This window comes from Larkinella humicola, from assembly GCF_008727875.1.
Taxonomy (GTDB): Bacteria; Bacteroidota; Bacteroidia; order Cytophagales; family Spirosomataceae; genus Larkinella; species Larkinella humicola.
Window position 1 is genome coordinate 1,726,878 of sequence record NZ_VTWS01000001.1, and the last position, 24,414, is coordinate 1,751,291.

A 24,414-nucleotide genomic window follows, 5' to 3' on the forward strand; every position below is an offset into this window, starting at 1 on the left:
TTTGTTGACTGATACGGTTTTAAAAATCCTTAAACTGCTCATACATTTCCTTTAATTTTGGGTCGCGCTCACTCAGACGAATGTCTTTCCGCATGGATTTGACGCCTTCGATGTCCTGCAACAAGCCCAGCACCTGATAGGCCCCAAACCGCACAAAATACGCCGGACTCGTGCGCGCCATCACTTCCAGCATCGGAATGGCCTGCCGCTGGGTGTCGGCTCCCGACCGGATCAGGTATTTTCCGAAGACCTGCAAAAAGTTGTAGAGATCCTGCGATTTCATGGTGTTCATCTTGTTGATGAACCAGGTATAGCGGCTGGTATCGGTCGAATTGGCGTAATAATTGGCCACCGCCGTCACAATATCGCCATTGGGGACATTCTCAAAACGGGCCGCAATTTCATTGGCGTCACCCGGTTTTGACAACAAATAGGAATCCAACGCCGACGACACGACGGCATACGATGTATCATTGAGTGCTTCCCGGAACAGCGGGTCGTTGACGTTATCGGCATACGAAGCCAGCGTGTTGATGCCTTCCTGCCGCACCAGCGAGCGCTCGTCGTTGCGGGCTTTGCTCTGTACAATCCGCTCCACTTCCGCAAATTCCTGGCCGTCGTATTCCGCAAAATTTCCAACGGCCACCTGACGGATTTTCCAGAATTTATCCTGCATGGCGTCCATCATCATGTGCCGAACCGTCGAATCGATCAGGTTACTTTTGTCTTCCAGTCGGGTAATCGACTCGTATTTGTCCCGGTAATTGTCGGTATGATAAAATTGAAACATCAGTTCCGCCTTATTTTTTTCCTGCTCAACGGTTCCGACAATCCGGTGGTCCGCGTCGAACACGATCAAATCCGGGCGTTGTTCCACCGTAAAATTCAGCACCTGTTTGGCTTTATCGACGACCACATCGTAGCTCTTTTTCTGCCCTTTTACCCACAGATCCACTGTCACGGGCAGGCGATAAATCGGGGTTTTGGTCGAATCCTGTTGCTGAATAACCGTCAACTGCACGCCCCCCTGCCGGTATTCTTTCTCGATCTTGATCACCGGATGTCCCGGTTTCAGGAACCATTGGTCAAAAAACCAGTTCAGGTCTTCGCCGGTCACCTCTTCAAAAGCTTCGCGCAGGTCACTCAATTCGGCGGTTTTGAACCGGTGGCGTTTCAGATACAGCGTCAGGGATTCAAAAAAAGCATCGTCACCAATAGTCCGGCGGAGCAGGTGCAACACCCGGCCCCCTTTGGCGTACGAATGGCTGTCGAACATCTGCTCGCGGTCGGTATAGCGGTACCGGATCAATGGTTCCTGCTTGGTTTCCGATTCGGCAATGTACTGATTCAGGTCATCCAGTCCGTGCATATCGGCCGAATACGTGCCTTCGTTGTGTTCCCGCCAGAGGTATTCGGCGTAGGTGGCAAAGGCTTCGTTCAGCGGCAGGTTGGCCCACGACTCGGCGGTGGCCAGGTTTCCGAACCAATGGTGCGACAGTTCGTGCGAAATCACATCGTCGGAATTGCCATCCACCAGTTGCCGCCCGTCCATCTGAACGGTTTCGCCATGAACCGTCGCCGTGGTGTTTTCCATCGCGCCGGTAACAAAATCACGCACGGCAATTTGGCTGTATTTCTCCCAAACGTACGGCACCCCGAATTTCTTTTCAAAAAACTCAACCATTGCGGGCGTCCGGCCAAAAATGGCGCGGGCGTCTTTCTCGTAGGCGGGTTCCACATAATAGCTGACTTCCAGCGGCCCTCGCTCGGTTGTTGCCGCCAGCGAATCCCTGACGTAGGCAAAATCGCCCACGGCAATCATCGCCAGATACGGCGAATGGGGCAAGGTTTGTCGCCAGTAATCGGTGCGCGAACTGTCCTGATTGACCGTTGACGAAATGAGTTTTCCGTTGGAAAGCGTCCGGTATTTATTTTCGACGGTCAGGTAGATTTCCTGCGTCATTTTCTCATTGGGCGTGTCGATGGTCGGAAACCAGCACGAATTGGCTTCGGTTTCGCCCTGCGTCCAAATCTGGCGGGGTTTGTTCGGTTCAGCGCCGTCGTGGTTGATGAAATACAGTCCTTTATCCTGCGAAATGGCCGCACTGCCTCCCAGAGGACGTTCGTTCGGCTTGGCGGTATAAACGATCTGGATGTCGAAGGTATCCGCGCGGGTGTAGGTCCGGGGCAGCAGAACGTGAATCTTTTGACGGTCTTTGTAGGTGTAGTTGAGCGTATCGAAAACCGTTTCACCGGTTTTTAAGGTATCGAGCAGAAAAACGCCTTTGATTTCAAAGCCTTTCGCATCGACGTCCAGCGTATTCTGGGGGTAAAAATGCGGTTTAAACCGCAACCGGGCAATGCCATGAACCCACTGGCGCACCCAGTCGAAGCTCAGATCGAGCCGGGTGTGTAACAGATCGTGGGGCAGTGTTCGGGTTGCGTTATAGGGTCCGTTGACCGTGAGCGGAGCGTTTTTTTTGTCGGCATCGCCCGCACGATTCTGCCCCAGTGCCCACGGGCTGCAGATGAAAATAAGAAGGACGAACCCGATGTGTCGGATAATTTTAAGCATACAGATCATTCACTTAGCCTTATCAAAACGGGGAAATTCGTTTTTTAGTAAATACTTTTCCATTCCTTTACTGCACGCTGTCAACGGCTTTGGAAACCGCAGCCGCTTTTTGAGCCGGAAACCAGGATACCACCATGGTTACAACAATCACGATCAGGGTGGTCAGAATCAGGTCGTTCGCTTGAAGTTTCACCGGGTAGGCGTCGATGAGCGAACTCTCGATGCCCATCGATACGAAGCCAAACCGCTGCTGTAATAAACACAACACAATCCCGAGCACCAGGCCCACCACACCGCCAATACAGGCAACAATGGACCCTTCGAACAGAAAAATCCGCCGAACCAGCGAAGGCGACGCCCCCATCGCGTACAGAATGGCCACATCGTCTTTCTTTTCAATGGCCAGCATTGACAAAGAGAAAAAGATGTTGATCGATGCAATCAGCACCAGAAAACCCAGCGTTACGGTTACAAACAACTTCTCGACCCGAATGGCCCGAAACAGATCGGGGTTCAGATCATCCCGGTCTTTGATCACCACTGTTGATCCTAACTGCTGTTGTAAAGTCTTTTTCAACGACGCAATATCGGTTTCCGGCTTCACCTGCACTTCCAGCGAAGAGATCTGATTGGGCTGATAGCCAACCAGTTCCCGAACCACACTGAGTGGTGCCAACACGTAATCGTTAAAATTATCTTCAATAAAAAATACGCCCGAAATCGCAAAATCCGCCCGGTTAAAGGCATCGGCCGACAAAACCGTGTAAGTCTTGCGGTTTTGTGGATACCAGAGTTCGAGGGGCGTCAGGATGTCTTCGGGAGAAATCAGCAGTGCGTTTCGTACGCCTTCGGCAACCAGCGCGTAATTGATGCCATTTTCCTGCAACCGCAGTTTTCCTTCCACCAAAGCCGTGTCCAGTTGCCGACGTTGCAAATACGAATTGTCGATTCCTTTCAGCTTGACCACTGTCTGCCCCTCGCGGTACCGCGCCAGTGCATTGTCTTCAATCACCTGTGTGATGAGCAGGACCTCCCCGCTTTTCCGGATGTTCTGCAACTGACCGGGCGAAACCGTCAGGCGTTTTCCCTGCGCCGGAGCCACCGTCAGGTCTGCTTCGAACGTCTTGAAAATCATCCGGTTTAACTCCTCCATGCCGTTGAAAACCGACAGCACGACCACGAGTGCCATCGTGCCTACCCCCACGCCCAGCATCGATACCAGCGAAATCAAATTGATGAAACTACGCTTGCGTTTCGAGAAAAAATACCGGCGGGCAATCCAGAGGGGGAGGTTCATGGTGTGGTCCAAACGTTACTCTTCGTCTTCTTCCTCCGGTGCGGGCGGGATGTCGAGATTCGCGAAAATCGCGTCCATTTTGGCCGCGTATTCGGCGGTATCGTCCAGGTAAAAATGCAGTTCCGGCATGATCCGAAGCTGGTGGCGCACCCGGTCGGCGAGTTGCTGGCGAATGGCCTTGCCTTTTTCCTTGATCGATTCCAGCAGCAATTCTTTATTCGGTGTTACCAGAAAGCTCAGATACACCCGGGCAATGCTAAAATCGGGTGACACCCGCACGTTCGTCACGGTGATAAAGGCCCCGTTGAACAGGTGTCGGCTATCGCGCTGAAAGATTTCACTCAGGTCTTTCTGCAACAGCCTCGATACTTTCTGTTGTCGTTTCGATTCCATACTCTTTTAAAATTAATGAATAATGAGGGGACCGCTCAACAGGAATCAGAAATCCTGTTTCGTTATTCACTATTCATTCTTCAGTGTTCATTATTCACGCAATACCCCGCAAATATCCGCCTTTTATTCGACTTCTTTCACCTGAAAGGTTTAATTTCGGGTTCCATACGGTAAACCAACTAGTCGCTTGTTAAGTTTTTTTCGGGTTAACGCTACCCTTCAAATTGTCAGTCTGCTGCTTTTGCTGGTTCTGATTCGCCTGCCGTTTCTGCTGTCGGCTCCTCCGCTGCTCATTCCGGAACTGAACTGGATGCTGGTGGGGGAACAGATGAACAACGGCAATCTGCTGTACCGCGACATCTGGGACAGCCTTAGTCCGCTATCGGCGCTGGTCTACTGGCTGCTGGACCTCACCTTCGGGCGGTCGCTCCTGGCCTATCACGTTGCCGGGACGGCGGTGGCGGCTTTTCAGGTTTTCTATTTTAACTGGATGATGAACGCCCGGGATATCTACCCGGATCGCAACTGGATTCCCGGCCTAATCTACGCCCTGTTCCTGAACATGTCGTTCGATTGCAGCACCCTGTCGCCGGTTTTGCTTTCCACCACCTTTCTGCTGCTGGCTTTCGGAACCATTATTAAACAGATGGACCGGCGGGGGGCCACCGATGAAGTGTTTGAAGTCGGTTTTTACATCAGTCTGGCCGCCCTGTTTTACCTGCCTTCTGCCCTGTTCATTCTCTGGGCGCTGATGGCGTTGTTGCTGTTTACCGGGGCCAGTTTCCGGCAACATTCGCTGCTGATTTTCGGTTTTGCCTTCCCGATTTTGCTGACGGTTCTGTACTATTACCTGGCCGACAGCCTCGCCGACCTGAACCGCAATCTGTTGTCGTCGGTTTTTCGGGTCCGGCAATACGACCTGACCGACTTCCAGACCTTGCTGGCATCGATGTTTCTGCCCTTTGCGATGGGGACGCTGGGGTTGTTGAGTCTGTTCCGCCAAACGACCCGGTATGTCAACTTCCAGCAACGGTGTCAGCAAATTATGATGATCTGGGCGGTTACTGCCGTGGTTTCGGTGGCGCTGATGCCCTTTCTGGCACCGATGCTGTTCATCAGTTTCGTACCGGCCCTGGCTTTTTTTGCTTCCTATTACTTTCAGGGCATCCGCCGGGAGTGGATGGCTGAACTGATTTTTCTGGGCGTCTTTGTCTTTACGCTGCTCATTCTCTATCAGGGTGCCCTGGGGCTGGTTCCGAATTGGGAATTAGGTCGACTCAGTGCGTTACAGGTCAAAACCTCGCCCATCGACCGGCACATTCAGCAGCAGCGGATTCTGGTCATTGGCGAAGACATCAGTGCCTACCGCAACAACCAGGCTGCCACGCCGTATCTCAACTGGGATCTGGCCAAATACGACCTTCGCAATCTGGACAATTACGAAAGCGTGATCAGCGTTTACGACCACTTCCGCAAAGACCCGCCGGGTTACATCATCGACAAAGAAAGTGTCATCAAAAAACTCTTTCAGCGCGCACCTTCTCTGTCCACAATGTATGAAAAAACCGATCTGGAAGGGGTTTACCGACGAAAAGAAGAAGCCATCAGCAACTGATTTTGCCCACACGCGTCTGGTGACGCCCGCCTTCAAATTCCGTTTTCAGAAACACTTTCACGCATTCCAGGGCGTCTTCGGGTGAAATGTATCGCTCCGGCAAGCACAGAATGTTGGCGTTGTTATGCTGACGGGCCAGTGCCGCCAGTTCGGGTTTCCAGCACAAAGCCGCCCGAATACCCTGGTGTTTGTTGGCCGTAATGGCCACTCCGTTGCCGCTACCACAGACCAGAATTCCCCAGTCAAATTGATGGGCTTCAACCGCCGACGCCACGGGATGCGCAAAATCCGGATAATCGGCAGAAGATTCCGTGTAGGTACCAAAATCTTTCGTCGGATAGCCTTCTTTTTCCAGCCAGGCTACGATTTCCTGTTTATAGGCGAAGCCGGCATGATCGGCACCAACAGCAATGGAGGGTTTCATGGGATTTTCTTGAACAAATGAAACTAAAAATACGATATTACGTTATTATGTTCCGGTTCTGCGCTGAGAGGCTGCGAACCGGCATGGCAGCCGGATTTAAAACCCCGGTTCTGTCTAAATTTTGGACAAAGTAAGCGATCAAAAACGCATCATCAACGCAATTCACACTGGAAATTTTACAAACGCTGGCAAAAATAACTCCGGTTATTCCGCTCAGTTGGTTTGTGAAGAGACCCACCACCGGAGAAACAGGCGCTTGAACGACTCAGGAATGAAGACCGGTTTTGCCGACTGGCCCTTTCTCAAACCTGGATTCACGGCCTTCCCTCTCCTAAATCCTGGAAGCACATGGACGCAGAAAAAACAGTACAGCGATCAGAAACTCAGAACGTTTCCCAAATACAGAAAGACCTTAACAAGCGCGACGAGTTACTGCTCACCCCCGACGAGCAACGGATCAAAGAAGCCTTTCAGGATCGGAACTGGAACGAAATAAAAATTGCCGACTCCTGGGTCATTTTCAAAGTTATGGCGGAGTTCGTGGAAGGCTTCGACAAATTGGCCAAGATTGGGCCGTGTGTGTCCATTTTCGGATCGGCGCGGACCAAACCGGACAATCCGTATTACCAGATGGCCGAAGAGATTGCGGCCAAACTCGTGAAGCACGGCTACGGAGTCATCACCGGCGGTGGCCCCGGGATCATGGAAGCCGGGAACAAAGGTGCCTTCGAGCAAGGCGGGAAATCGGTCGGTCTGAACATTCAGCTCCCGTTCGAACAGGAAAGCAACATCTACATCGACCCCGACAAAAACATCAATTTCGACTTCTTCTTTGTTCGGAAAGTCATGTTCGTCAAATACGCCCAGGGATTTATTGCCCTGCCGGGCGGTTTTGGTACGCTGGACGAACTGTTCGAATCGCTGACGCTGATTCAGACGAAAAAAATTGCGCGCTTCCCAATCGTTCTGGTTGGCCGGACGTTCTGGCAGGGGCTGGTCGACTGGATTGAAGAAACGATGCTGGAGAAAGAAAACAACATCAGTCCCGGCGATATGAAACTGATTTCGCTGGTCGATACGCCGGAAGAAGCCGTCAAAGCCATCGATGATTTCTACATGAAGTATCTGCTGAAACCGAACTTTTAAGGGTTTCCTGCTGATGCTACTGAACCCGTAAGGTCTTCAAAACCTTACGGGTTTTGGTCAAAACGCCAGATATGGTGTCAGTTTTTCAATCGTTTTGGCGTCGAGAATCCGGATGTTGCGGAGGGATTCGGGCGAGGTGTACGGCCCGTGTTGCGTGCGGTAATTGACAATGATTTCAGCTTGCCGTTTCGAGAGATAAACGTGTCGATCCAGTTCTTCGGCGGTGGCGGTATTGATCGCCAGCTTTTTAACCGGCGTTTGAACCTGACCGTATTTATTTAATTCTTCGAGGGCCAGCGAGTCCAACCCAAACACCTCCGCATATTGCTCCGGTGAAATAAAACCGCCCAGTGCATCCCGAAATTTTATGATCCTACCCGCCAGTTTGGAGCCAATGCCCCGGAGTTTTTTCAGTTCGGTCGTGTCGGCGGTGTTGATGTCGAAGGGTTGCACCACGGGTTTGCTGTAGCGTTCGGCAGCATACACCGGTTTATGGGGCGTGTACGGTTTCTCTGCATTCAGGTCGTTATTGGCAAACTGTTCCCGGTATTTCTGCGACGGTTTTTCATTCTCTTTTACTGCATTCAGCCGGATATATGGTTCCAGTTCTCCATAGAGTTCCGGGGGGAAATCGTAAATTTTCAGCAAGTCTTCCTTTTTCCGAAACTGACCGCCTTTGGAACGGTAGCGAACGATGCGGTCGGCCAGCCAGCGCGGAGCCCCCAAGCGTTGCCAGCTTTCGACATCGACGGTGTTGGGGTCGAACGCAAACCGTTCGGCTTTTGTGGTTTTTACGTCGGGCTCGTAGCGCCCCGGCCTCGTTTCGCGTCGTTCATCAACTTCACGGTTATCAACTTCCAGCAAAGCCACCAGACTGTCGAGCTGTCGTTTATCAGACGCGGATGTGTCGGGAATCGAATCGGGAACCCACAAGCGGTAGGCGAGCGGCAGCAGCAACAGAAAGCCGGTGAGTGTCAGCAAGGCTAACATACCCCGCGCTTCCTGCTGGGATACTCCAAAATAGTCGCGGAGTATGGCTACTGCCCTCTTCATGAACAGGTTCCGGGATGGGTGGATGACTTGGTGTCACGGAGGATATTTCCGGAACCTGTTTATTAGACGGCGGGAAATTGAAAAGTAACGGAATCCTTCAAAAAAGAAATTGCTTTTCAGGACAGATCCTTCGTACATTCAACGACTAATTCTTTCAAAGAATGGTTCTCAGGGAGTACGTTTGTTTACACCGCTATGGCATTTATTGATTATTACAAAACACTCGGCATCGAGAAGGGCGCATCGGAGGAAGCGATTAAGAAGGCTTACCGGAAACTGGCCCGAAAATACCATCCGGATCTCAACCCCAACGACAAGGAAGCCAACACCAAATTCCAGCAAATCAACGAAGCCAATGAGGTGTTGAGTGATCCGGAGAAACGGAAGAAATACGATCAATACGGGGAAGACTGGAAGCATGCCGAGCAGTTTGAACAGGCCCGGCAGTCGCAGCAACGGAGCACTCCGGGTGGGCAGCGGACTTCCGGTGAATCCTTTTCCGGGGGCGATTTCTCCGAGTTTTTCGAATCGTTTTTTGGCGAACAGCCCCGCAGCGGTCGGCAGGCCCAGTTTCGGGGGCAGGACTATACCGCCGAGCTGCACGTCAGTTTGCGGGAAGCCTACCAGACCCACCAGCACACGCTCACGGTGAACGGAAAAAACATCCGCATCACCGTTCCGGCCGGTATTGCCAACGGACAGGTTATCAAGCTCAAAGGCCAGGGCGGGCCGGGGGCCAACGGCGGCCCGGCGGGAGATCTCTACATTACGTTCGTCATCGCCGACGATCCGGTTTTCAAACGCCTGAACGATGACCTGTATATGACCGTTGACCTGGACTTGTATACGGCGGTTTTGGGCGGTGAACTCACCATCGAGACGCTGAGCGGCAAAGTAAAACTGAAAGTGAGTCCCGAAACGCAGAACGGAACGAAAGTGCGGCTGAAAGGCAAAGGCTTCCCGGTGTATAAACACGACGGCCAGTTTGGCGATTTATACGTTACGTATTCCGTCAAAATTCCGACCGGTTTAACGGACAAACAAAAAGAATTATTCAAGGAAATTTCTCAATTGTAATTGCTTGTGTTATGCAACCGGAAGATGTGATTCTTGTTGAAGACTACTGTCTGAACTACGCGATTGAAGAAACGTTTGTGTTCTCGCTGGAAGAATACGGACTAGTTGAGCTGGTCGTAGCAAACGACCGGAAGTGGATTCCCCTCCACCAATTGCAGGTGATCGAAAAATTCAGCCACTTGTATTACGAGTTGGACATCAATGTCGACGGAATCGATGCGATCAGTCATCTGCTCCGAAAAGTAGAAATGATGCAGGAAGAGATTCGGTTGCTGAAAAGCCGGTTGAATGTATATGAAGGAAGGTCGTAAGGTTTGTTCATTTTTCGAAACCGTCTCTGCGCCAACTGCCCTTCTATCGGATACGGTTTTGGTGTTCTACTCAAAAGTATAAAATTTTTGTCAGGCGACTGGTCTAAATCCGTATTTTTGCGCCATCATGGAAGACGCAAAACCGAAACAGGCACCCGCCACCTCTCTGCAAGACATTATCTCCCACGCCAAAGAATACGGCTTCGTGTTCCCGTCCAGCGAAATTTACGACGGGTTACAGGCGGTTTATGACTACGGTCAGAACGGCGTTGAACTGAAAAATAACCTCAAATCGGTGTGGTGGAAGGCCATGACGCAACTCAACGACAACGTCGTGGGCATCGATGCGTCCATTTTCATGCACCCACTGACGTGGAAAGCGTCGGGCCACGTGGACTCCTTCAACGACCCGATGATCGACAACAAGGATTCCAAAAAACGCTACCGCGCCGATCAGTTGCTCGAACTGAAAGCTGAGGAATATGCCGCCAACGGCCAGCCCGAAAAAGGCCACGCCCTGCTGATGGAAATGGGTCGGTTACTGGGTGAAAACGACCTCGACGCCGTCCGCGAGCTGATCATCAGCGAAGGCATCGTCGATCCGATTTCCAAAACCGCCAACTGGACCGAAGTGCGGCAATTTAACCTGATGTTCTCGACGCAGGTGGGCTCCGTAGCCGAAGATTCCAGCCTGATTTACCTCCGTCCCGAAACCGCCCAGGGTATTTTTGTCAACTTCCTGAACGTGCAGAAAACCGGTCGGATGAAGATTCCGTTTGGGATTGCCCAAATCGGCAAGGCGTTTCGGAACGAGATCGTGGCCCGGCAGTTTACGTTCCGGATGCGCGAGTTCGAGCAAATGGAAATGCAGTTTTTCGTGCGGCCCGGCACCGAAATGGAATGGTACGAAAAATGGAAAGCCGCCCGGCTGAACTTCCACAAAGCCGTCGGTTTGCCCGCCGAAAAACTCAAATTTCACGTTCACGAGAAGCTGGCCCACTACGCCAACGCTGCGGTGGACATCGAATACCAGTTCCCGTTTGGCTTCCGCGAAATGGAAGGCATTCACTCCCGGACTGATTTTGATCTGAAAAGCCACCAGGAACTGAGCAGGAAAAAGCAGCAGTATTTCGACAACGACCTCGACGAAAACGGCAAACCGTTCGGTAATTACATTCCGTATGTAGTTGAAACGTCCGTCGGCGCCGACCGCCTGTTTCTGGCGGTTTTCTGCAATGCGTTTACGGAAGAAGTCGTTGGCGAAGGCGAAACCCAGAAAACCCGGACGTACCTGAAACTGCACCCGGCCCTGGCACCGGTGAAAGCCGCCATCTTCCCGCTTGTTCGGAAAGACGGTTTGCCCGAAAAAGCGACGCAGATTCTCAAGCTCCTGCGCAGCGATTTCCGGGTCATTTACGAAGAACGCGACGCCATCGGCAAACGCTATACCCGCCAGGATCTGATCGGAACACCGTTCTGCATCGCCGTTGATTACCAGACATTGGAAGACGATACCGTCACGATTCGTCACCGCGACACCACCGAGCAAATCCGGATGCCCATCAGCGAACTGAAGCAGCACATCGGACAGGCGGTTTCGATGGAGCGAATTCTGGAGCAACTTTAGGTTTCAGTACCCACGGATTGAGTCCTTGTTTTTTTACTATCTCAAAAAACGCGGGCTTCCGTCCGTGGGTACCTATGAAAATCGCTATTTATACCTCTGTTCAGCAGGACTACCGACGCGTGTGGGCGGGCTTCACCCGGCAGTTGTTCGACCAGCTTAGTCCGCCGTTTCCGCCCGTCGATGTCGTTCGGTTTGATGGCTGTCTGAAAGGGGATACCGTGCATTTGCGGCTCAATTTTCTGCTTTTCAAACAGGACTGGATCAGTGTAATCATTGAGCAACAGGAAACCGATCAGGAGATTTATTTTATCGACAAAGGCACCAAACTGCCCTTCTTCCTCTCCTACTGGCACCACAAGCACCGGATCATCCGGGATGGCAACCACACCCGCATTGCCGACGAAATCACCTTCCGAACGCCCACGTTGTTGACGGATTTTCTGCTTTACCCGGTTTTTTACGGCTTGTTTGCCTATCGGGGACCGGTTTATAAACGTATTTTCCAACCCTGACAGCGGCCTAGGGCCCTGTCAGCGGTTGGAGGGCATCCGGGCCAGCAAATCCTCATCACGCTCGCCAAGCAGCCAGCGGCCCTGTCAGCGGTTGGAAAATTTGAGTTTAAGATAGAATTCCAGATCGATGGATTCTTAAAAAGGAAAACTCCTGACAGCAGCACGTCGCTTTGTCAGGAGTTTTTTGGTATGACGGCCGTTCAACCGCTGACATGGCCTGAGGCCGCTGTCAGGGTTTCACTATTTTGATCAAGCGGGATTGTTGTCCGGCCTGGGCGCGAAGCAGGTAGAGACCAGCCGCCTGGTGACGAACGGTCATCGTCTGGCGTTGCCGCTGGCCCGTTGCCGGAATCGCGTGCTGTAAAACCGTACGACCTTGTAAATCCGTTAGTTGAAGACGAACCTCCTCGCCTGCCGGTGCTGAAAACTCCACCTCGAAGACGTCTGAAACCGGGTTGGACAACACGCGAACGTGCAGCCCTTCGCTCGTTTCAGCGGCTGATACCCGCGCTCCGGACACAACTGCTGGCTCAATTCCGTACACCAGATTGCCCTGGTAATAAACCGTGATGCGATCGTTTTCGGAGAAAGGTGCGGCCGCTTTGTACGAGTAATCGTCCGTTTCCACGAAATTTGACCAGTTGGCTTTCGAAATCCGGTACTGAATGTTCCCCGTATTGCTGAGTGGATACAAGGTGCCAACCGCTGGATTCACCTTCAGTTCCAGGTAGGTTTCGGCACCCGTCCGCACGGGATCGACCGGAACGAATTGGCCCGTCACATTGACATTACCGAGTTTGGCGTAGTCGATGAAGTAATTCAGACTGGCGGTTCCTTCGGGCGTAAACCAGTAGCGCACCGTTAGGTCGCCATACGCCAGCGGCACATTGCCTTCGTTGTTGACTTTCAGAAAGGTGCTGATCGAATTGGAGTTGGGCCGGTTGTTTTTGTTCTCCGAAAGCACCTTCAGTTTGATTAAAGCCGGAGCGATGGGCGGTTCTTCCCCCCACACCAGCGTGCCGTTGCGGTACACCGTTATGCGATCGGTGAGCGCGTAGCTGGTATTGGTTCGATAGGAGTAATCATCGGTTTCGCTCAGATCCGCCCAGTCTTTGTTCGCAATCCGGGTCTGAATCGGCCCGGACGTACCGCCCACGGCCAGACTGCCCGCCGATGGATCAAAACCGTATTCCACGTATCCATTGGCCCCATTCCGGGCGGGTGCATCTTGCCGGACATAGGTCATTTTCACGTTGTTATTCCCCAACTGCGCGTAGTCAAGGAACGTATTGATGCCCGCGTAATTTTCCGCCGTAAACCAGTATCGAACCGTCAATTCAGCGTACGGCACAGCCGTCGTTCCCTCATTGACCAGTTTCAGATACGGTTTGATCTGGTTGTTGGTAGCCTGTCCGTTTCCGTTATCGCCGTTCTGGTATTGAACTTTCACCTGCGTCAACTGCGACAGATCGAAACGCGCCAGCACCGGAACGTGGTCGGAGGTCGTGTTGCCATAGTCAGGAATTGTCAGATACGGTGTTCCAACGCCCGCCGAACCGGCGAGGTAAGCCGGTGCTAACTCATTGGAAACCATGATGTGATCGATCACGTTGTCTTCCGTCAGGTACGTCCGAAAACCGTTGTCACTCAGCACCTGGGTTACGCCCGTAAAACCGGCGGCATCGTCGGTAAACGGTTTGTAGGTCGTTTCGGTCGTGGCGACATCGGCCACGGTCCGGTCGAGGTCGTCGTTGAAGTCTCCCGCCAGAATCAGCAGATCGTTCGGATACTGTGCTTTCAGGGTGTCATACAACACCTGGACATCGTATTTCCGACGGTTATACGCCACCAGCGCATTGGCCCCGCCTTCGTTGGCTTTGGCGTGAAGACCAATCACGTTGACCTGCTTGCTCACCCCGGCCACCGTCACGTTGAACTTCCACACATACGGATACCGCCCGGATGCCCAGAAATTGTCAACGGCGGTCGGATAACCCGTGAGATTCTCCACTTTTTCCATCAACGGTTTTTGAGAAATCAGCGTTGCCACGTCCGACTTATACAGGATACAAACCCGTTGTGTGTTGGCGGGTAAGGTGCCCGTCGGTGTCGCCTGATTGGCCGGAATTTCGTGACCTGGATTGTTGGAAACAAAGGGAGAACAATTTCCCTGATACCCCGGCAGGCCCGCCAGCAAACTGGCAATGGCATTGTCCGACGAGATTTCTTCCAGAACAATGATGTCCGATTGCAGGCTGTTCAGGACCGAAATGGCATTCGTCACCTGCTGCGCTTCATTCGTCGGGCCGTTGCCGGTGCTTCCCAGCCATTCGATGTTCCAGGCCGCTACGTCGAGCGTCTGACTCCGGGCAATTGATCCCCCCGCCGGTGCATAAGGCGCGGAACCCGGTATGTCGTGTGTCGAGCGCGGCAGCAATTGCGTGAGGGTATTGAATCGACCGACCACGCCGGTGATAGCCGCCGGATTGGGCGGGTTGGTATTGCCAGGAATGTTCGTCCCCCGGTTGATTCGCACTTCCTGCGTGCCACTGCCATCCTGTAACCGGAAATTGGCATCCGGAGTCAGCACAAAAACCGGGTTGGGCGACGCCACGATCGTATTCGGGCGAATAACGGCGGCATTCACCGTCACCAGTTGACCTTCAAAATCAGACAGTTGAGTGGTCGTAACTACCCTCGGAGCCAGCGGCCCCTGTGAACCGAAGCTGGTAAACGTAACCGCTCCCGAAACCTGCTTGTTGCTGTTGAAAGCGCCAATCGTTCCGCCCGTGATCTGAACCGAGTCGCCAATCTGAACGCTGCTGCGGAAAGCCGCATTGAAAATCGCAATCCCGCCCGTCGGGTCCTGAATGTAGGCCACGTCGTTGAACTGGTTGCTGACCGTCACCCGGCCCGCAATTTTTCCGCCCGGCAATGCGGAGATTGGCGTATTCACCGGCTGGCTGCGTGCCAGGGCAATGCTCGCGATGGTATTGGGATCATACACCGTTCCGCTGACGGTTACATCGAACGACACCGAACCGCTGATGTTAGTAACGGTTCCGCCCGGCGTTCCCTGAGCGGCTCCGGTCAACCGAACGTTAATCGGGGTGGCGGCCACACTGCTGTTCGAGAGCGGCAAGGTCAAGGAAGAGGTGTAGGTGCTGCCCGTACCGATTTCAAAACCGGCGGGTGCCGTGATCAGCACATCGGCGGTCAGGTTTGTCCCGGAAATCGTGTAGGATTTGGGGGTTGAAGCGGTTCCTTCCGAGGTGGTAAAGCCCGATAAGGTGGGTGGATTCACGGAAAGAACCGGCGTTGGCGTCCCTCCGCCTTCGATGGTCGCCGTAATGCTCAGGTCGTCGATGGCCAGCCCGTGATCCGAACCGGTGTGGTCGGGATCATACCACCGCAGCATGATTTCACTACCCGGTGCGATTGATAAACCGGTAAGCGTGAAGCTTTTGGCCTGGCGGTTGGCATTGCCGTCAATAGCTCCCGCCGTGCCGCCCGAAACCGAGTTGGAGAAGTTTAATTCCGGCACGGCGGTGTAACTGGTCGGAACCGCCCCGCCCGCCGGACTGGTGGTTTCAACGGCGGAGGTCGAAATCAAATACGAAAACTGAACGACCTGTGGATCAACGGCGGCACTGTTGCGCCACTGCTCACCGTTGTAATTTATGGTCAGCGCGGTAATCGTCGTACCGGTTTCATTTTTCAGGCGATACCCGTACGTAAAATTTCCGGCGGCCGCATTACCGGAACCGACAGAGCCCAAAGCCCGGTCGTCGCCGGTTCCGAAGCTGTTCATCGCCCCGGCATTGGAACTTCCGGTGCCGGCCACAATGGTAGTGCCGGTGCCGGTTCGTTCACCATATACACCGGGAATGGTGTTGTTCTGGGTAAAAACCGGCGAACCGCTGGCGGGTAGGGCATCCAGGTTTTCGGTTCGGGTCAGGTTCCCAACCGTGAAGGAAACCTGGGCGAAGCTGGTTGCCTGTACGGCAAACAGCAACAAAATGAGGACTGGAAAGTCCTTGATGAAGTGTCGTAAAAGTGGATGAAGCATACGGATAGCGTTGTTTATTACAAAACTATGACGCCATGCCAATATCCAATGTTACCTCTTTATTAATTCTGAAAACTTGTTATAAAATCGCCACATTCAGCACTATAGGAGCTTTTTTTGCCATTTCCCGCTATACTTTCCCTTCGATTTCCAGTGCTTCGTCTTCGGCCTCGATGGTCGAACCGTTTTCGTCAAACTCCCCTTCCCAGCGGGCAATTACCACTGTGGCCAGGCAGTTTCCGATCACGTTGACGGATGTCCGGGCCATGTCCATCAATTCATCGATACCGAGAATGATAAACACCGGCTCCACCGGCAGACCGAATGACGCCAGCGTTCCGAGCAGAATGACGAGCGTGGCGCGTGGCACCCCCGCGACGCCCTTGCTGGTCAGCATCAACGTGAAAACCATCAGCAATTGCTGGCTGAACGACATTTCGACCCCGGCGGCCTGGGCTACAAACACCGACGCCAGCGAGAGGTAAAGCGTGGAGCCATCCAGGTTAAAGCTGTAACCCGTCGGCATTACGAAGGCGACGATTTTGCGGGGAACCCCCAGGCGCGTCATGGCTTCCATCGCTTTCGGCAAGGCGGCTTCCGAACTGGTGGTGGCAAAGGCAATCGAAACCGGTTCGACCAGCGCCTGAATGAATTTTTTGATGGGCACTTTGGCAATCAGCGCCACCGGAAACAGCACCAGTAACAGGAACGCCAGCAGGGCCAGGTAGAGCGTTGCCAGCAATTGAAACAGGTTCACCAGAATGCCCAGCCCCATGTGTCCGACGGTGTAGGCAATGGCCGCACCCACCCCGATGGGGGCGAAATACATGATGATGGAGGTGAATTTGAACATCACTTCCGACAGGCTCTCGGCAAATTTCAGCACCGGCCGACGGTAATGCTCTTTCGTAACGGCGAGCGCAATGGCAAACAATACGCTGAAAACAACGATCTGGAGGACTTCGCCATTGGCAATGGATTTGGCGATGTTTTCGGGGAAAATATGCAGAATAACGTCTGAAATCGATTGTTTGGCGACATCCGGCAGTTTTTCGCCACCGGCCACTTCCGGCAGGGTAATGCCGACACCGGCTTTGCTGATGTTGATAGCGGCCAGACCGATAAAGAGGGCGATGGTTGTCACTACCTCAAAATAGAGCAGCGATTTCCAGCCCATCCGGCCCACCTGCTTCAGATCGGAATGCCCCGCAATACCGACTACCAGCGTACCGAACAGCAGTGGAGCAATGATCGTCTTGATCAGCCGGAGAAAAATCTGACTCAAAACCCGCAGATTAACAGCGGCTTCGGGAAAGTCGTTGCCGATTTCCGCCCCTACCACCATCGAGATCAGAATCCAGGCTGTCAGCGATTTCTTGCGAATACCGTAATAAATCAACCCCACGATTGCCAGCCAACGTACCACCAGCAGCAGCGTAGTCGGAAGCGCAATCCAGTTCAGATCGGTCAGAACGGTCAGCACAGCCGCCAGGGTAAAAGGAATCAAGGTAATCAGGAGTAAAGATCGATTGTTCTGCATAGCCGGTTTTTACGGTAGAATCTATTTTGCTGCAAGTATCTTACATCATTTTTAATTTCAAAACAAACCCGGGTACTTTCTTTGATTAATTCACCAAATAGGCTGCTGCACAATATTTTAAGCAGATGTTTGGATTTGTTCCGTGACATTGCGTACGTTAGGTCTGTTTTTCAATCTCTTACACCTTAACCTCTTTTTTATGCAACCCGTGTATAATACGCCTTCTACCCAGGTCAAAGCCGACCCCGGTCAACGATTCGTTGCCGCCCTGATCGACGGCTTTGTGGCTTACATTCCTTTTCTCATTCTGACGTTCGTCAGTTACCGGCTCGCCATGATCGGCTGGATTTTCCTGCTGGGCTATCAGCTCACCAAAGATGCCCTGCCGGAAGTGGGCGGTTTTCTGGGCGGACAAAGCGTCGGCAAAAAAATAATGAACATCAAAGTCATTAAGGAAGATACGGGCCAGAGTATTCTGGGCGACTACGGCACCGCCATCGTGCGGCAGGTTTCCCTGATGATTCCCCTTTTCGGCATTGTCGATGCCTTCATGGTGCTCGGTGACGACCGGAAGCGGTTTGGCGACAAATGGGCCAAAACCATCGTTGTCAAAGCCTGATCGATTCTTAAAAAAGCCGGGGCAACGTTTGAAAACCGCTGCCCCGGCTTTTTAATGCGCAATGCCGACCGAACAAATGCTTTCGCCTGTTCAGTCGGCATTACTACTTTTTGATTAAATTACCCGGAAAACTGGCCGATAAACCCATTCTGCGGCCATTTGTCCCAAAACCGGGTTAAGCCAGCCGGAGGCTTCTATCTTCGTACCCGGAATTCATTTCGCATCCGGGCTTTTTTTAACCTATCTATGAACATTCTTGAAACCCGCCACATTGTCAAACAATACGCACAGCACCGGGCTTTAGACGACGTCAGCATCGACATTCCGCGGGGGCAGATTTTTGGTCTGCTAGGCCCTAACGGCGCCGGTAAAACCTCCCTCATCCGGATTATCAACCAGATCACCGGCCCCGACGAAGGCGAAGTTTTTTTCGACGGCAAACCGCTCGGTCCCGAACACATCAGCCGCATCGGGTATCTGCCCGAAGAACGCGGTCTGTACAAGAAGATGAAAGTCGGCGAACAACTGCTGTATCTGGCTCAACTCAAGGGGCTCAGCGAACGGCAGGCGATGGAAAAACTGAAAGCCTGGTTCATCAAATTCGACATCAAGACCTGGTGGACCAAAAACGTGGAGGACCTGTCGAAAGGAATGCAGCAGAAAATTCAGTTTGTGGCCACAGTGCTGCACGAACCGGATCTGATCATTCTCGACGAACCCTTTTCGGGCTTCGACCCGATCAATGCCAACCTCATCAAAGACGAAATTCTGGAACTGCGCGAAAAAGGCAGCACCATCATTTTCTCGACCCACCGCATGGAATCTGTCGAGGAACTCTGCGACCACATTGCGCTGATTCACCGCTCAAAAAAAGTCCTCGATGGCCCCAAGAAAGCCATCAAAGAGCAGTTCAAAACCCATACCTACCACGTTGAATACCAGGGCGTTTTGAATGATCTCAACCCGGCGTACACGGTTTTGGACAAAAAAACGCTGGAAGATGGCTACCTGCGCGCCAACATCCGGATTCCGCGCGACGCAGCCGTCAACGAACTGGTTCGTAACCTCATCGACCACGTGAGCGTCCGCGCCTTTGGCGAAAACATTCCTTCCATGAACGACATCTTCATCAAAGCCGTCGGCGAAGTTCCAACAACTTAATTTTGAATGAGTGAATGATAGAATGAGTAAATAAGCTCCGCATGAAGTGCTAGTGGCGAAGTTACTCTTTCATCCATTCTATCATTCACTCATTCGCTCATTCACTCATTGACCGTCATGAAAATAATTTTCCTCATTCTGAAGCGCGAATACCTGGTCCGGGTCAAGAAAAAGTCATTTTTGATTATGACCCTGGTGACGCCCCTGCTGGTTTCCTGCATCTGGCTCATCCCGATCTTTTTCGCCATGCGCGACATCGACCAGAAAAAAATCGAAGTGATCGACGAAACCGGCAAGTTTGCAAGCACCTTTAAAAACACCAAGGAACTGGTTTTCCAGCCGGTTAAAACGCCGGTTGAACAAGCCAAGAAAGACTTTGGTAAAAGTGGCTACGACGTGTTGGTTCACATTCCGGGTAACATCCTGCAAAATCCAAAAAGCCTGAAGATTTACGCCGAAAAGAACGTCAGCCTGGAGGTAAAAAATGGGATTGAAAAAGCCATCGAGCAGGAAATCGAGAACATCCGGTTGCTCGATGCCGGTATTGACCGCAAGGTGCTCGAAAGCACGAAAGTGGACGTGTCGTCGGACACCTACAGCCTGAGCGACGAAGGCGAAAAGGACAGCAGTTCAGGGGCGGCCACGGGCATTGGCTACCTGTGCGCGTTCATCATTTACATCGCCATTTTCATTTATGGGGTGCAGGTGATGCGGGGCGTTATGGAAGAAAAAACCAACCGCATTGTGGAAGTGATCATTTCGTCGGTCAAACCGTTCCAGTTGATGGCGGGAAAAATTACCGGCGTTGCGCTGGTGGGTCTGACGCAGTTTCTGCTCTGGATATTGCTCACCTTCGGGATTTCATCCGTCATGTCGAACGTACTGGGCATGGAAAGTCTGGGACCGCAGAAGCGGGTTGAACAAATGGCCCAGCAGCCCGGTGTGGCGCAGGCTCCGGCGATTGACAAACCCAAAACAGAACAAAAAAGCAGCCCGGTGACGGCGATTTTCAAAGCCGTCAGCACCCTGAACATTCCGCTGATTATTGGCTGTTTTCTGATCTATTTCATCGGTGGCTACCTGATTTACAGTGCGTTGTTTGCGGCCGTGGGGTCAGCCGTCGATAGCGACACGGATGTTCAGCAGTTTATGTTTCCGATTACCATTCCTCTGGTTCTGTCGTTTATCATGGCCCAGTTCATCATCCGCGAACCCGATGGCGCCGTGGCCTTCTGGATGTCGATGATTCCGTTTACTTCGCCCATCATCATGATGGTTCGCATTCCGTTCGGCGTTCCGGCCTGGGAAATTGTGCTGTCAGTCACGTTGCTGATCGGCGGTTTTCTGGGAACCGCCTGGCTGGCCGCCCGAATCTACCGCGTCGGCATTCTGATGTACGGCAAAAAACCGTCGTACAAGGAGTTGGTGAAGTGGGTGTTTTACAAAACCTAGATGCTTTGTTTTGAATTATAAATGTAAAATGATGAATATTAAATGTAAAATTGATTGGTCCCGTCAACTTTTACATTTAACATTCATCATTTTACATTTATAATTGTCTTCGTTACGTATTCAACCATCCCTTAAACGAATCCGCCCGCTCCCGGCTTACCGAAACTTCCTCTTCGGAGGGCCGGTGTTTCAGCCAGATCCGCAGCCGTCCGTTGAAATAGGGTTCGATGCGTTCGATGGCCGACAGATGGGTGATGTACTTGCGGTTAATCCGGAAGAAATGCCGGGGGTCCAGCTTGGCCTCCAGTTCGTCGAGCGTTTCATCGACAATGTATTTACGGTTTTGATTTGTGATCAGAAACACGACTTTGTCGTCGGCGTAGAGGTACAGAATATCGGAGGTTTCGACCACATCGAACCGCCCGCCCTGTTTGATCAGGAAGCGGCTTTTGTAAGTAACCGGCTTGATGCCAAACTCTTCCAGCATTTTCACGAGGTTTTCTGAGGCCCCCGGCTGGCTGTCGGCCGATTGCCGCTGGTGCCGGAATTTCTGGATCGCTTTGGCCAGTTCTTCCTGTTCGATGGGTTTCAGCAAATAATCAACGCTGTTTACTTTGAAGGCCCGCAGCGCATATTCGTCGTAGGCGGTTGTAAAGATAACCGGTGTTTTCACCTCCACCTGTTGGAAAATCTCGAAACTCAGCCCGTCGGCCAGTTGAATATCCATCAACAGCAAATCCGGCGCGTGATTGGTTTGCCACCAGCGGACAAACGCCCGCACGGTGTCGATTTTTCCCACAATTTCGGCATCGGGGGCTACTTCCCGAATCAACCCTTCCATTCGTTTAACGGCCAGCGGCTCGTCTTCCACAATTAGTATTTTCATTCCGGTAAGCAATTTCCAACCTTACGATTTAATTCGGGTACTCCATTATAACAATGGTAATTTAACAATAAACTCCTGCTCGGTTTGCTGAATCACCACCGGCCGATCGGCGGCTAGCTGGGCGTAGCGGTTTTGCAGATTTTTCAGGCCAATACCGGTCGAATCGGTTCGCAGGCGGCTTTTTAGCTGAAAGACGTTGGCAACGACAAGGCAATCTTTCTCGGAAAAAATCCGGATGCACAGCGGTTTTTCCAGTGAACATTCGTTGTGTTTTACCACGTTTTCCAGCAATGTCAACAGCCCCTGCGTCACGATCTGTTTGCTCCGGTCGGCGTCCGACAAATCCACCGAATAGCGAAAGCTCTCGCCAAACCGCATCTGGTTGATGAACAGATAGGATTCCGCAATTTTGAGTTCCGTAGCCAGTTCAATGGTGTTCTGTTCGGAATGCTGCAAACTGTAGCGGAACACCTTTGAGAGCCGCTCGACAAACTGCACCGATTTTCCGGTATCTTCGGGAATCAGCGCACTCAGGATGTTGAGCGAATTAAACAGAAAATGCGGGTTCACTTGGTTTTTCAGGGATTCGAACTCTGCCTTCAAAACCGCCTGTTTCAAGCCTTCTTCCATCAGCAACAGCGCTTTCCAGCGTTGCACGAAAGATTTCAGCGAGTACACCGCCGTGATTCCGGCGGTGATGATGGCAAAAAGACCGCAGATCGAGCAGTAGTCTACCAGTCTGAAGTTGATATGCCAGAAAAAACTGATGCCCCATGTCGCCATGAATCCCGTCAGAGCGGCCAGAATACCGCTTGAGGTGACGGTCAGCGAAACCAGTTTCTGGGGCGACAACTGCTCGGCGGAGCGATTGAGCAGGTACGGAATAAACCACGATAAAGCCATGTAAATGAATAAACCGCTGCCGATGATGATGGTGATGATGGTGAGTTTGATTTCAATTGGAATCGCTTCTTCCGTGACCAGCAGCGTATAAATCAGCAGGACCAGTAAACTCAGTAAGATGCAAAGTCTGATTTTGTTTCTCATGATGATACTTCAACTTGCCCGACGGATTTATACTTTTTTGATGTAACTGGCCCCGGCGCTTTCAAAATCCACGCTGGGTTCACCCTGGTACTCCACTTTGCTGGCACCCGTCGCTTCGGCTTTCAACACCCGCGTGGCGAAGATCTGGGCCGTGCAGGCTCCCGTCACTTCGACCGTGGCGTCTTCGACCGGGTACTTCAAGGCATGGAGTGCCGATGCGCCGGTGATGTCGGCCGTCAGATTATGCCCGCGACCCACCAACGTCAGGCGGGATGCGCCGGTGATGTCGATGTTCAGCGTTTGCACCTCCCCTTCCAGCGACACGTTCGAAGCGCCGGTGATGTCGATGTCCAACCCGTGTAATTCCTTGAAACCGGTCAGTTGAACCGTACAGGCCCCCGACACATCGAGTTTGCTCAGGGTAGGCGTTGTGATGGTCAGCAGCAGATCGTACTGGCGGTGCCAGAAGAAAAAACTGGAGCCGATTTTAAGCCATTTGCCGCGCAACCGCACTTTGACGTTGGCAATGGCCCGGCGCGACCCGCGGGCCGTCAGCGAATACGTGGGCCCATCGGTGACCAGCACGTTCATCATGCCCCAGATTTCCAGTTTTTCGAAGGCCGTGATGGGCAAGTCTTCAGTTACTTCCTCGTACGATTCTTTATCGGTTTGCCACCAGATCGTCGTCACCAGCGCGAGCAGACCCACGGATAATAAAGTGAGCTGTAAATAATTTTTTACGGGCTCCACGGGCAGCGCATCCGCCAGCAACAGAAAGGTAGTTAAGTCACTCATTTCCAATGATGCTTGTTTTTAAGACAAAGATGGATGGCCCGGTGTGGCCCCACAACCGCCCGCCGACGAACCAACCAAAAAGTTGGATGAGCCGTCGAACCTACCGAAAGATAGCCTTTTTCTGTACTTTTGAACGTGAGTTATTTCGCGGAGTTAAGCGGAGAAAAAAAGGAGTTGAGCGGAGTTTCTTTTTAAAATTCCTCTGCTTAACTCCTCTTTCTCCGCTCAACTCCGCGAAATAACCCTCTTAAAAACTATAATTCAACGAGTTATGCCAAGCTGGTATCAGGGAAAAATTCGCTATCAACTCCAGGACCCGACCGGGAAAACCAAAACTATTAACGAAGCGTACCTCATCGACGCCGTTTCGTATACCGATGCCGAAGCCCGGCTGTATAAGGAAGCAGCCGCCAACACGCCCGACTTTTCGGTCACCGCCATCACACGCATGCGCCTGGCCGACTTATTTCACTTTGAAGAAAGCGGTGAAACCTGGTACAAATGCAAGGTGGTGTACATCACGGAAGACGACAAGGGTCGGGAGAAACGTATTGTGAATCAGATGCTTGTCAACGCCGAAAACGTCAAGCAGGCTTACGAACGAATTGAGATCAGTCTGCATTCGATGCTCATTCCGTTCGAGACTACCGACGTCAACACCACCAAGATCCTGGACATTTACCCCTACATCGAAGAAGAACGCATCCCGTCCAACCTGCGTCCGCTGAGCGAAGTGGTGGGGCAGGAGGAATAAACCGGTATCCGGTTTACGGTAGCTGTCGCATGCTGACTGACGCGCACTTATGTAGGCGTCA

General features: G+C 52.3%; 20 protein-coding genes. 10 read left to right on the forward strand and 10 right to left on the reverse strand.

Annotated elements, in window-relative coordinates:
- Positions 1–19: 19 nt before the first annotated feature.
- The 3 genes from F0P93_RS07405 to rbfA all read right to left on the reverse strand — a co-directional run bounded on the left by F0P93_RS07405 (position 20) and on the right by rbfA (position 4,265).
- Positions 20–2,575 (reverse strand): M1 family metallopeptidase, encoded by a 2,556-nt coding sequence (locus F0P93_RS07405; protein ID WP_150875683.1) that lies wholly within the window; start codon positions 2,573–2,575, stop codon positions 20–22.
- A 67-nt stretch (positions 2,576–2,642) separates the two neighbouring features.
- Complete coding sequence (locus tag F0P93_RS07410) at positions 2,643–3,872, reverse strand: ABC transporter permease (RefSeq protein WP_150875684.1); 1,230 nt, start codon at positions 3,870–3,872, stop codon at positions 2,643–2,645.
- Positions 3,873–3,887: 15 nt separating this feature from the next.
- The gene (gene rbfA, locus F0P93_RS07415) at positions 3,888–4,265 is read right to left on the reverse strand and encodes a 30S ribosome-binding factor RbfA (RefSeq protein ID WP_114405908.1); all 378 of its coding nucleotides are present in this window, start codon (positions 4,263–4,265) and stop codon (positions 3,888–3,890) included.
- A gap of 187 nt (positions 4,266–4,452) precedes the next feature.
- Between rbfA and F0P93_RS07420 the strand changes: the two genes are divergently transcribed.
- A complete protein-coding gene (locus F0P93_RS07420) occupies positions 4,453–5,880 on the forward strand; it encodes a hypothetical protein (protein ID WP_150875685.1) in 1,428 nt (475 codons plus the stop codon).
- Here the strand turns inward: F0P93_RS07420 and rpiB are convergent.
- Entirely contained in the window at positions 5,870–6,304 is a 435-nt protein-coding gene (gene rpiB / locus F0P93_RS07425) for a ribose 5-phosphate isomerase B (RefSeq protein ID WP_150875686.1), read from the reverse strand. The genes F0P93_RS07420 and rpiB overlap by 11 nt on opposite strands.
- A gap of 348 nt (positions 6,305–6,652) precedes the next feature.
- Here rpiB and F0P93_RS07430 point away from each other — a divergent pair, with 348 nt between their 5' ends.
- Positions 6,653–7,450 carry an LOG family protein gene (locus F0P93_RS07430; protein WP_150875687.1) on the forward strand — a complete coding sequence of 266 codons (798 nt, stop codon included), beginning with the start codon at positions 6,653–6,655 and terminating at the stop codon, positions 7,448–7,450.
- Between the two features lie 57 nt (positions 7,451–7,507).
- Here the strand turns inward: F0P93_RS07430 and F0P93_RS07435 are convergent, their stop codons facing one another.
- Positions 7,508–8,503, reverse strand: coding sequence for a ComEA family DNA-binding protein (locus F0P93_RS07435; RefSeq protein ID WP_150875688.1), 996 nt, complete (start codon positions 8,501–8,503; stop codon positions 7,508–7,510).
- Between the two features lie 195 nt (positions 8,504–8,698).
- On the opposite strand from F0P93_RS07435, the gene F0P93_RS07440 reads away from it, so the two are divergent.
- From F0P93_RS07440 to F0P93_RS07455, 4 genes are all read left to right on the forward strand, one after another.
- Positions 8,699–9,580, forward strand: coding sequence for a DnaJ C-terminal domain-containing protein (locus F0P93_RS07440; RefSeq protein WP_150875689.1), 882 nt, complete (start codon positions 8,699–8,701; stop codon positions 9,578–9,580).
- A gap of 11 nt (positions 9,581–9,591) precedes the next feature.
- Complete coding sequence (locus tag F0P93_RS07445; protein ID WP_150875690.1) at positions 9,592–9,891, forward strand: chaperone modulator CbpM; 300 nt, start codon at positions 9,592–9,594, stop codon at positions 9,889–9,891.
- A gap of 127 nt (positions 9,892–10,018) precedes the next feature.
- Positions 10,019–11,518 (forward strand): glycine--tRNA ligase, encoded by a 1,500-nt coding sequence (locus F0P93_RS07450; protein ID WP_150875691.1) that lies wholly within the window; start codon positions 10,019–10,021, stop codon positions 11,516–11,518.
- A gap of 74 nt (positions 11,519–11,592) precedes the next feature.
- On the forward strand, positions 11,593–12,030 hold the full coding sequence (locus F0P93_RS07455) for an SRPBCC family protein (protein WP_150875692.1): 438 nt from the start codon (positions 11,593–11,595) through the stop codon (positions 12,028–12,030).
- 229 nt (positions 12,031–12,259) lie between these two features.
- Here the strand turns inward: F0P93_RS07455 and F0P93_RS07460 are convergent, their stop codons facing one another.
- Both F0P93_RS07460 and F0P93_RS07465 read right to left on the reverse strand, forming a co-directional pair.
- Positions 12,260–16,099 carry a cellulose binding domain-containing protein gene (locus tag F0P93_RS07460; RefSeq protein WP_150875693.1) on the reverse strand — a complete coding sequence of 1,280 codons (3,840 nt, stop codon included), beginning with the start codon at positions 16,097–16,099 and terminating at the stop codon, positions 12,260–12,262.
- A 130-nt stretch (positions 16,100–16,229) separates the two neighbouring features.
- The gene (locus F0P93_RS07465) at positions 16,230–17,606 is read right to left on the reverse strand and encodes a dicarboxylate/amino acid:cation symporter (protein ID WP_225309395.1); all 1,377 of its coding nucleotides are present in this window, start codon (positions 17,604–17,606) and stop codon (positions 16,230–16,232) included.
- A 232-nt stretch (positions 17,607–17,838) separates the two neighbouring features.
- Between F0P93_RS07465 and F0P93_RS07470 the strand changes: the two genes are divergently transcribed.
- From F0P93_RS07470 to F0P93_RS07480, 3 genes are all read left to right on the forward strand, one after another.
- Positions 17,839–18,258, forward strand: coding sequence for an RDD family protein (locus tag F0P93_RS07470; RefSeq protein WP_150875695.1), 420 nt, complete (start codon positions 17,839–17,841; stop codon positions 18,256–18,258).
- Between the two features lie 246 nt (positions 18,259–18,504).
- Positions 18,505–19,419: an ABC transporter ATP-binding protein gene (locus F0P93_RS07475; protein ID WP_150875696.1), complete on the forward strand. Its 915-nt coding sequence runs from the start codon at positions 18,505–18,507 to the stop codon at positions 19,417–19,419.
- A gap of 117 nt (positions 19,420–19,536) precedes the next feature.
- Positions 19,537–20,871 carry an ABC transporter permease gene (locus F0P93_RS07480; RefSeq protein ID WP_150875697.1) on the forward strand — a complete coding sequence of 445 codons (1,335 nt, stop codon included), beginning with the start codon at positions 19,537–19,539 and terminating at the stop codon, positions 20,869–20,871.
- Positions 20,872–20,983: 112 nt separating this feature from the next.
- On the opposite strand, the gene F0P93_RS07485 is transcribed toward F0P93_RS07480, so the two are convergent.
- Genes F0P93_RS07485 through F0P93_RS07495 form a run of 3 tightly spaced genes read right to left on the reverse strand, consistent with a single transcriptional unit; the run spans position 20,984 to position 23,599 of the window.
- Positions 20,984–21,757 (reverse strand): LytR/AlgR family response regulator transcription factor, encoded by a 774-nt coding sequence (locus F0P93_RS07485; RefSeq protein ID WP_150875698.1) that lies wholly within the window; start codon positions 21,755–21,757, stop codon positions 20,984–20,986.
- Positions 21,758–21,802: 45 nt separating this feature from the next.
- On the reverse strand, positions 21,803–22,804 hold the full coding sequence (locus tag F0P93_RS07490; protein WP_150875699.1) for a sensor histidine kinase: 1,002 nt from the start codon (positions 22,802–22,804) through the stop codon (positions 21,803–21,805).
- A 27-nt stretch (positions 22,805–22,831) separates the two neighbouring features.
- Positions 22,832–23,599 (reverse strand): GIN domain-containing protein, encoded by a 768-nt coding sequence (locus F0P93_RS07495; protein ID WP_114405925.1) that lies wholly within the window; start codon positions 23,597–23,599, stop codon positions 22,832–22,834.
- Between the two features lie 271 nt (positions 23,600–23,870).
- Between F0P93_RS07495 and F0P93_RS07500 the strand changes: the two genes are divergently transcribed.
- Positions 23,871–24,353, forward strand: coding sequence for a DUF4494 domain-containing protein (locus F0P93_RS07500; protein WP_114405926.1), 483 nt, complete (start codon positions 23,871–23,873; stop codon positions 24,351–24,353).
- The last annotated feature ends 61 nt before the right edge of the window (positions 24,354–24,414 follow it).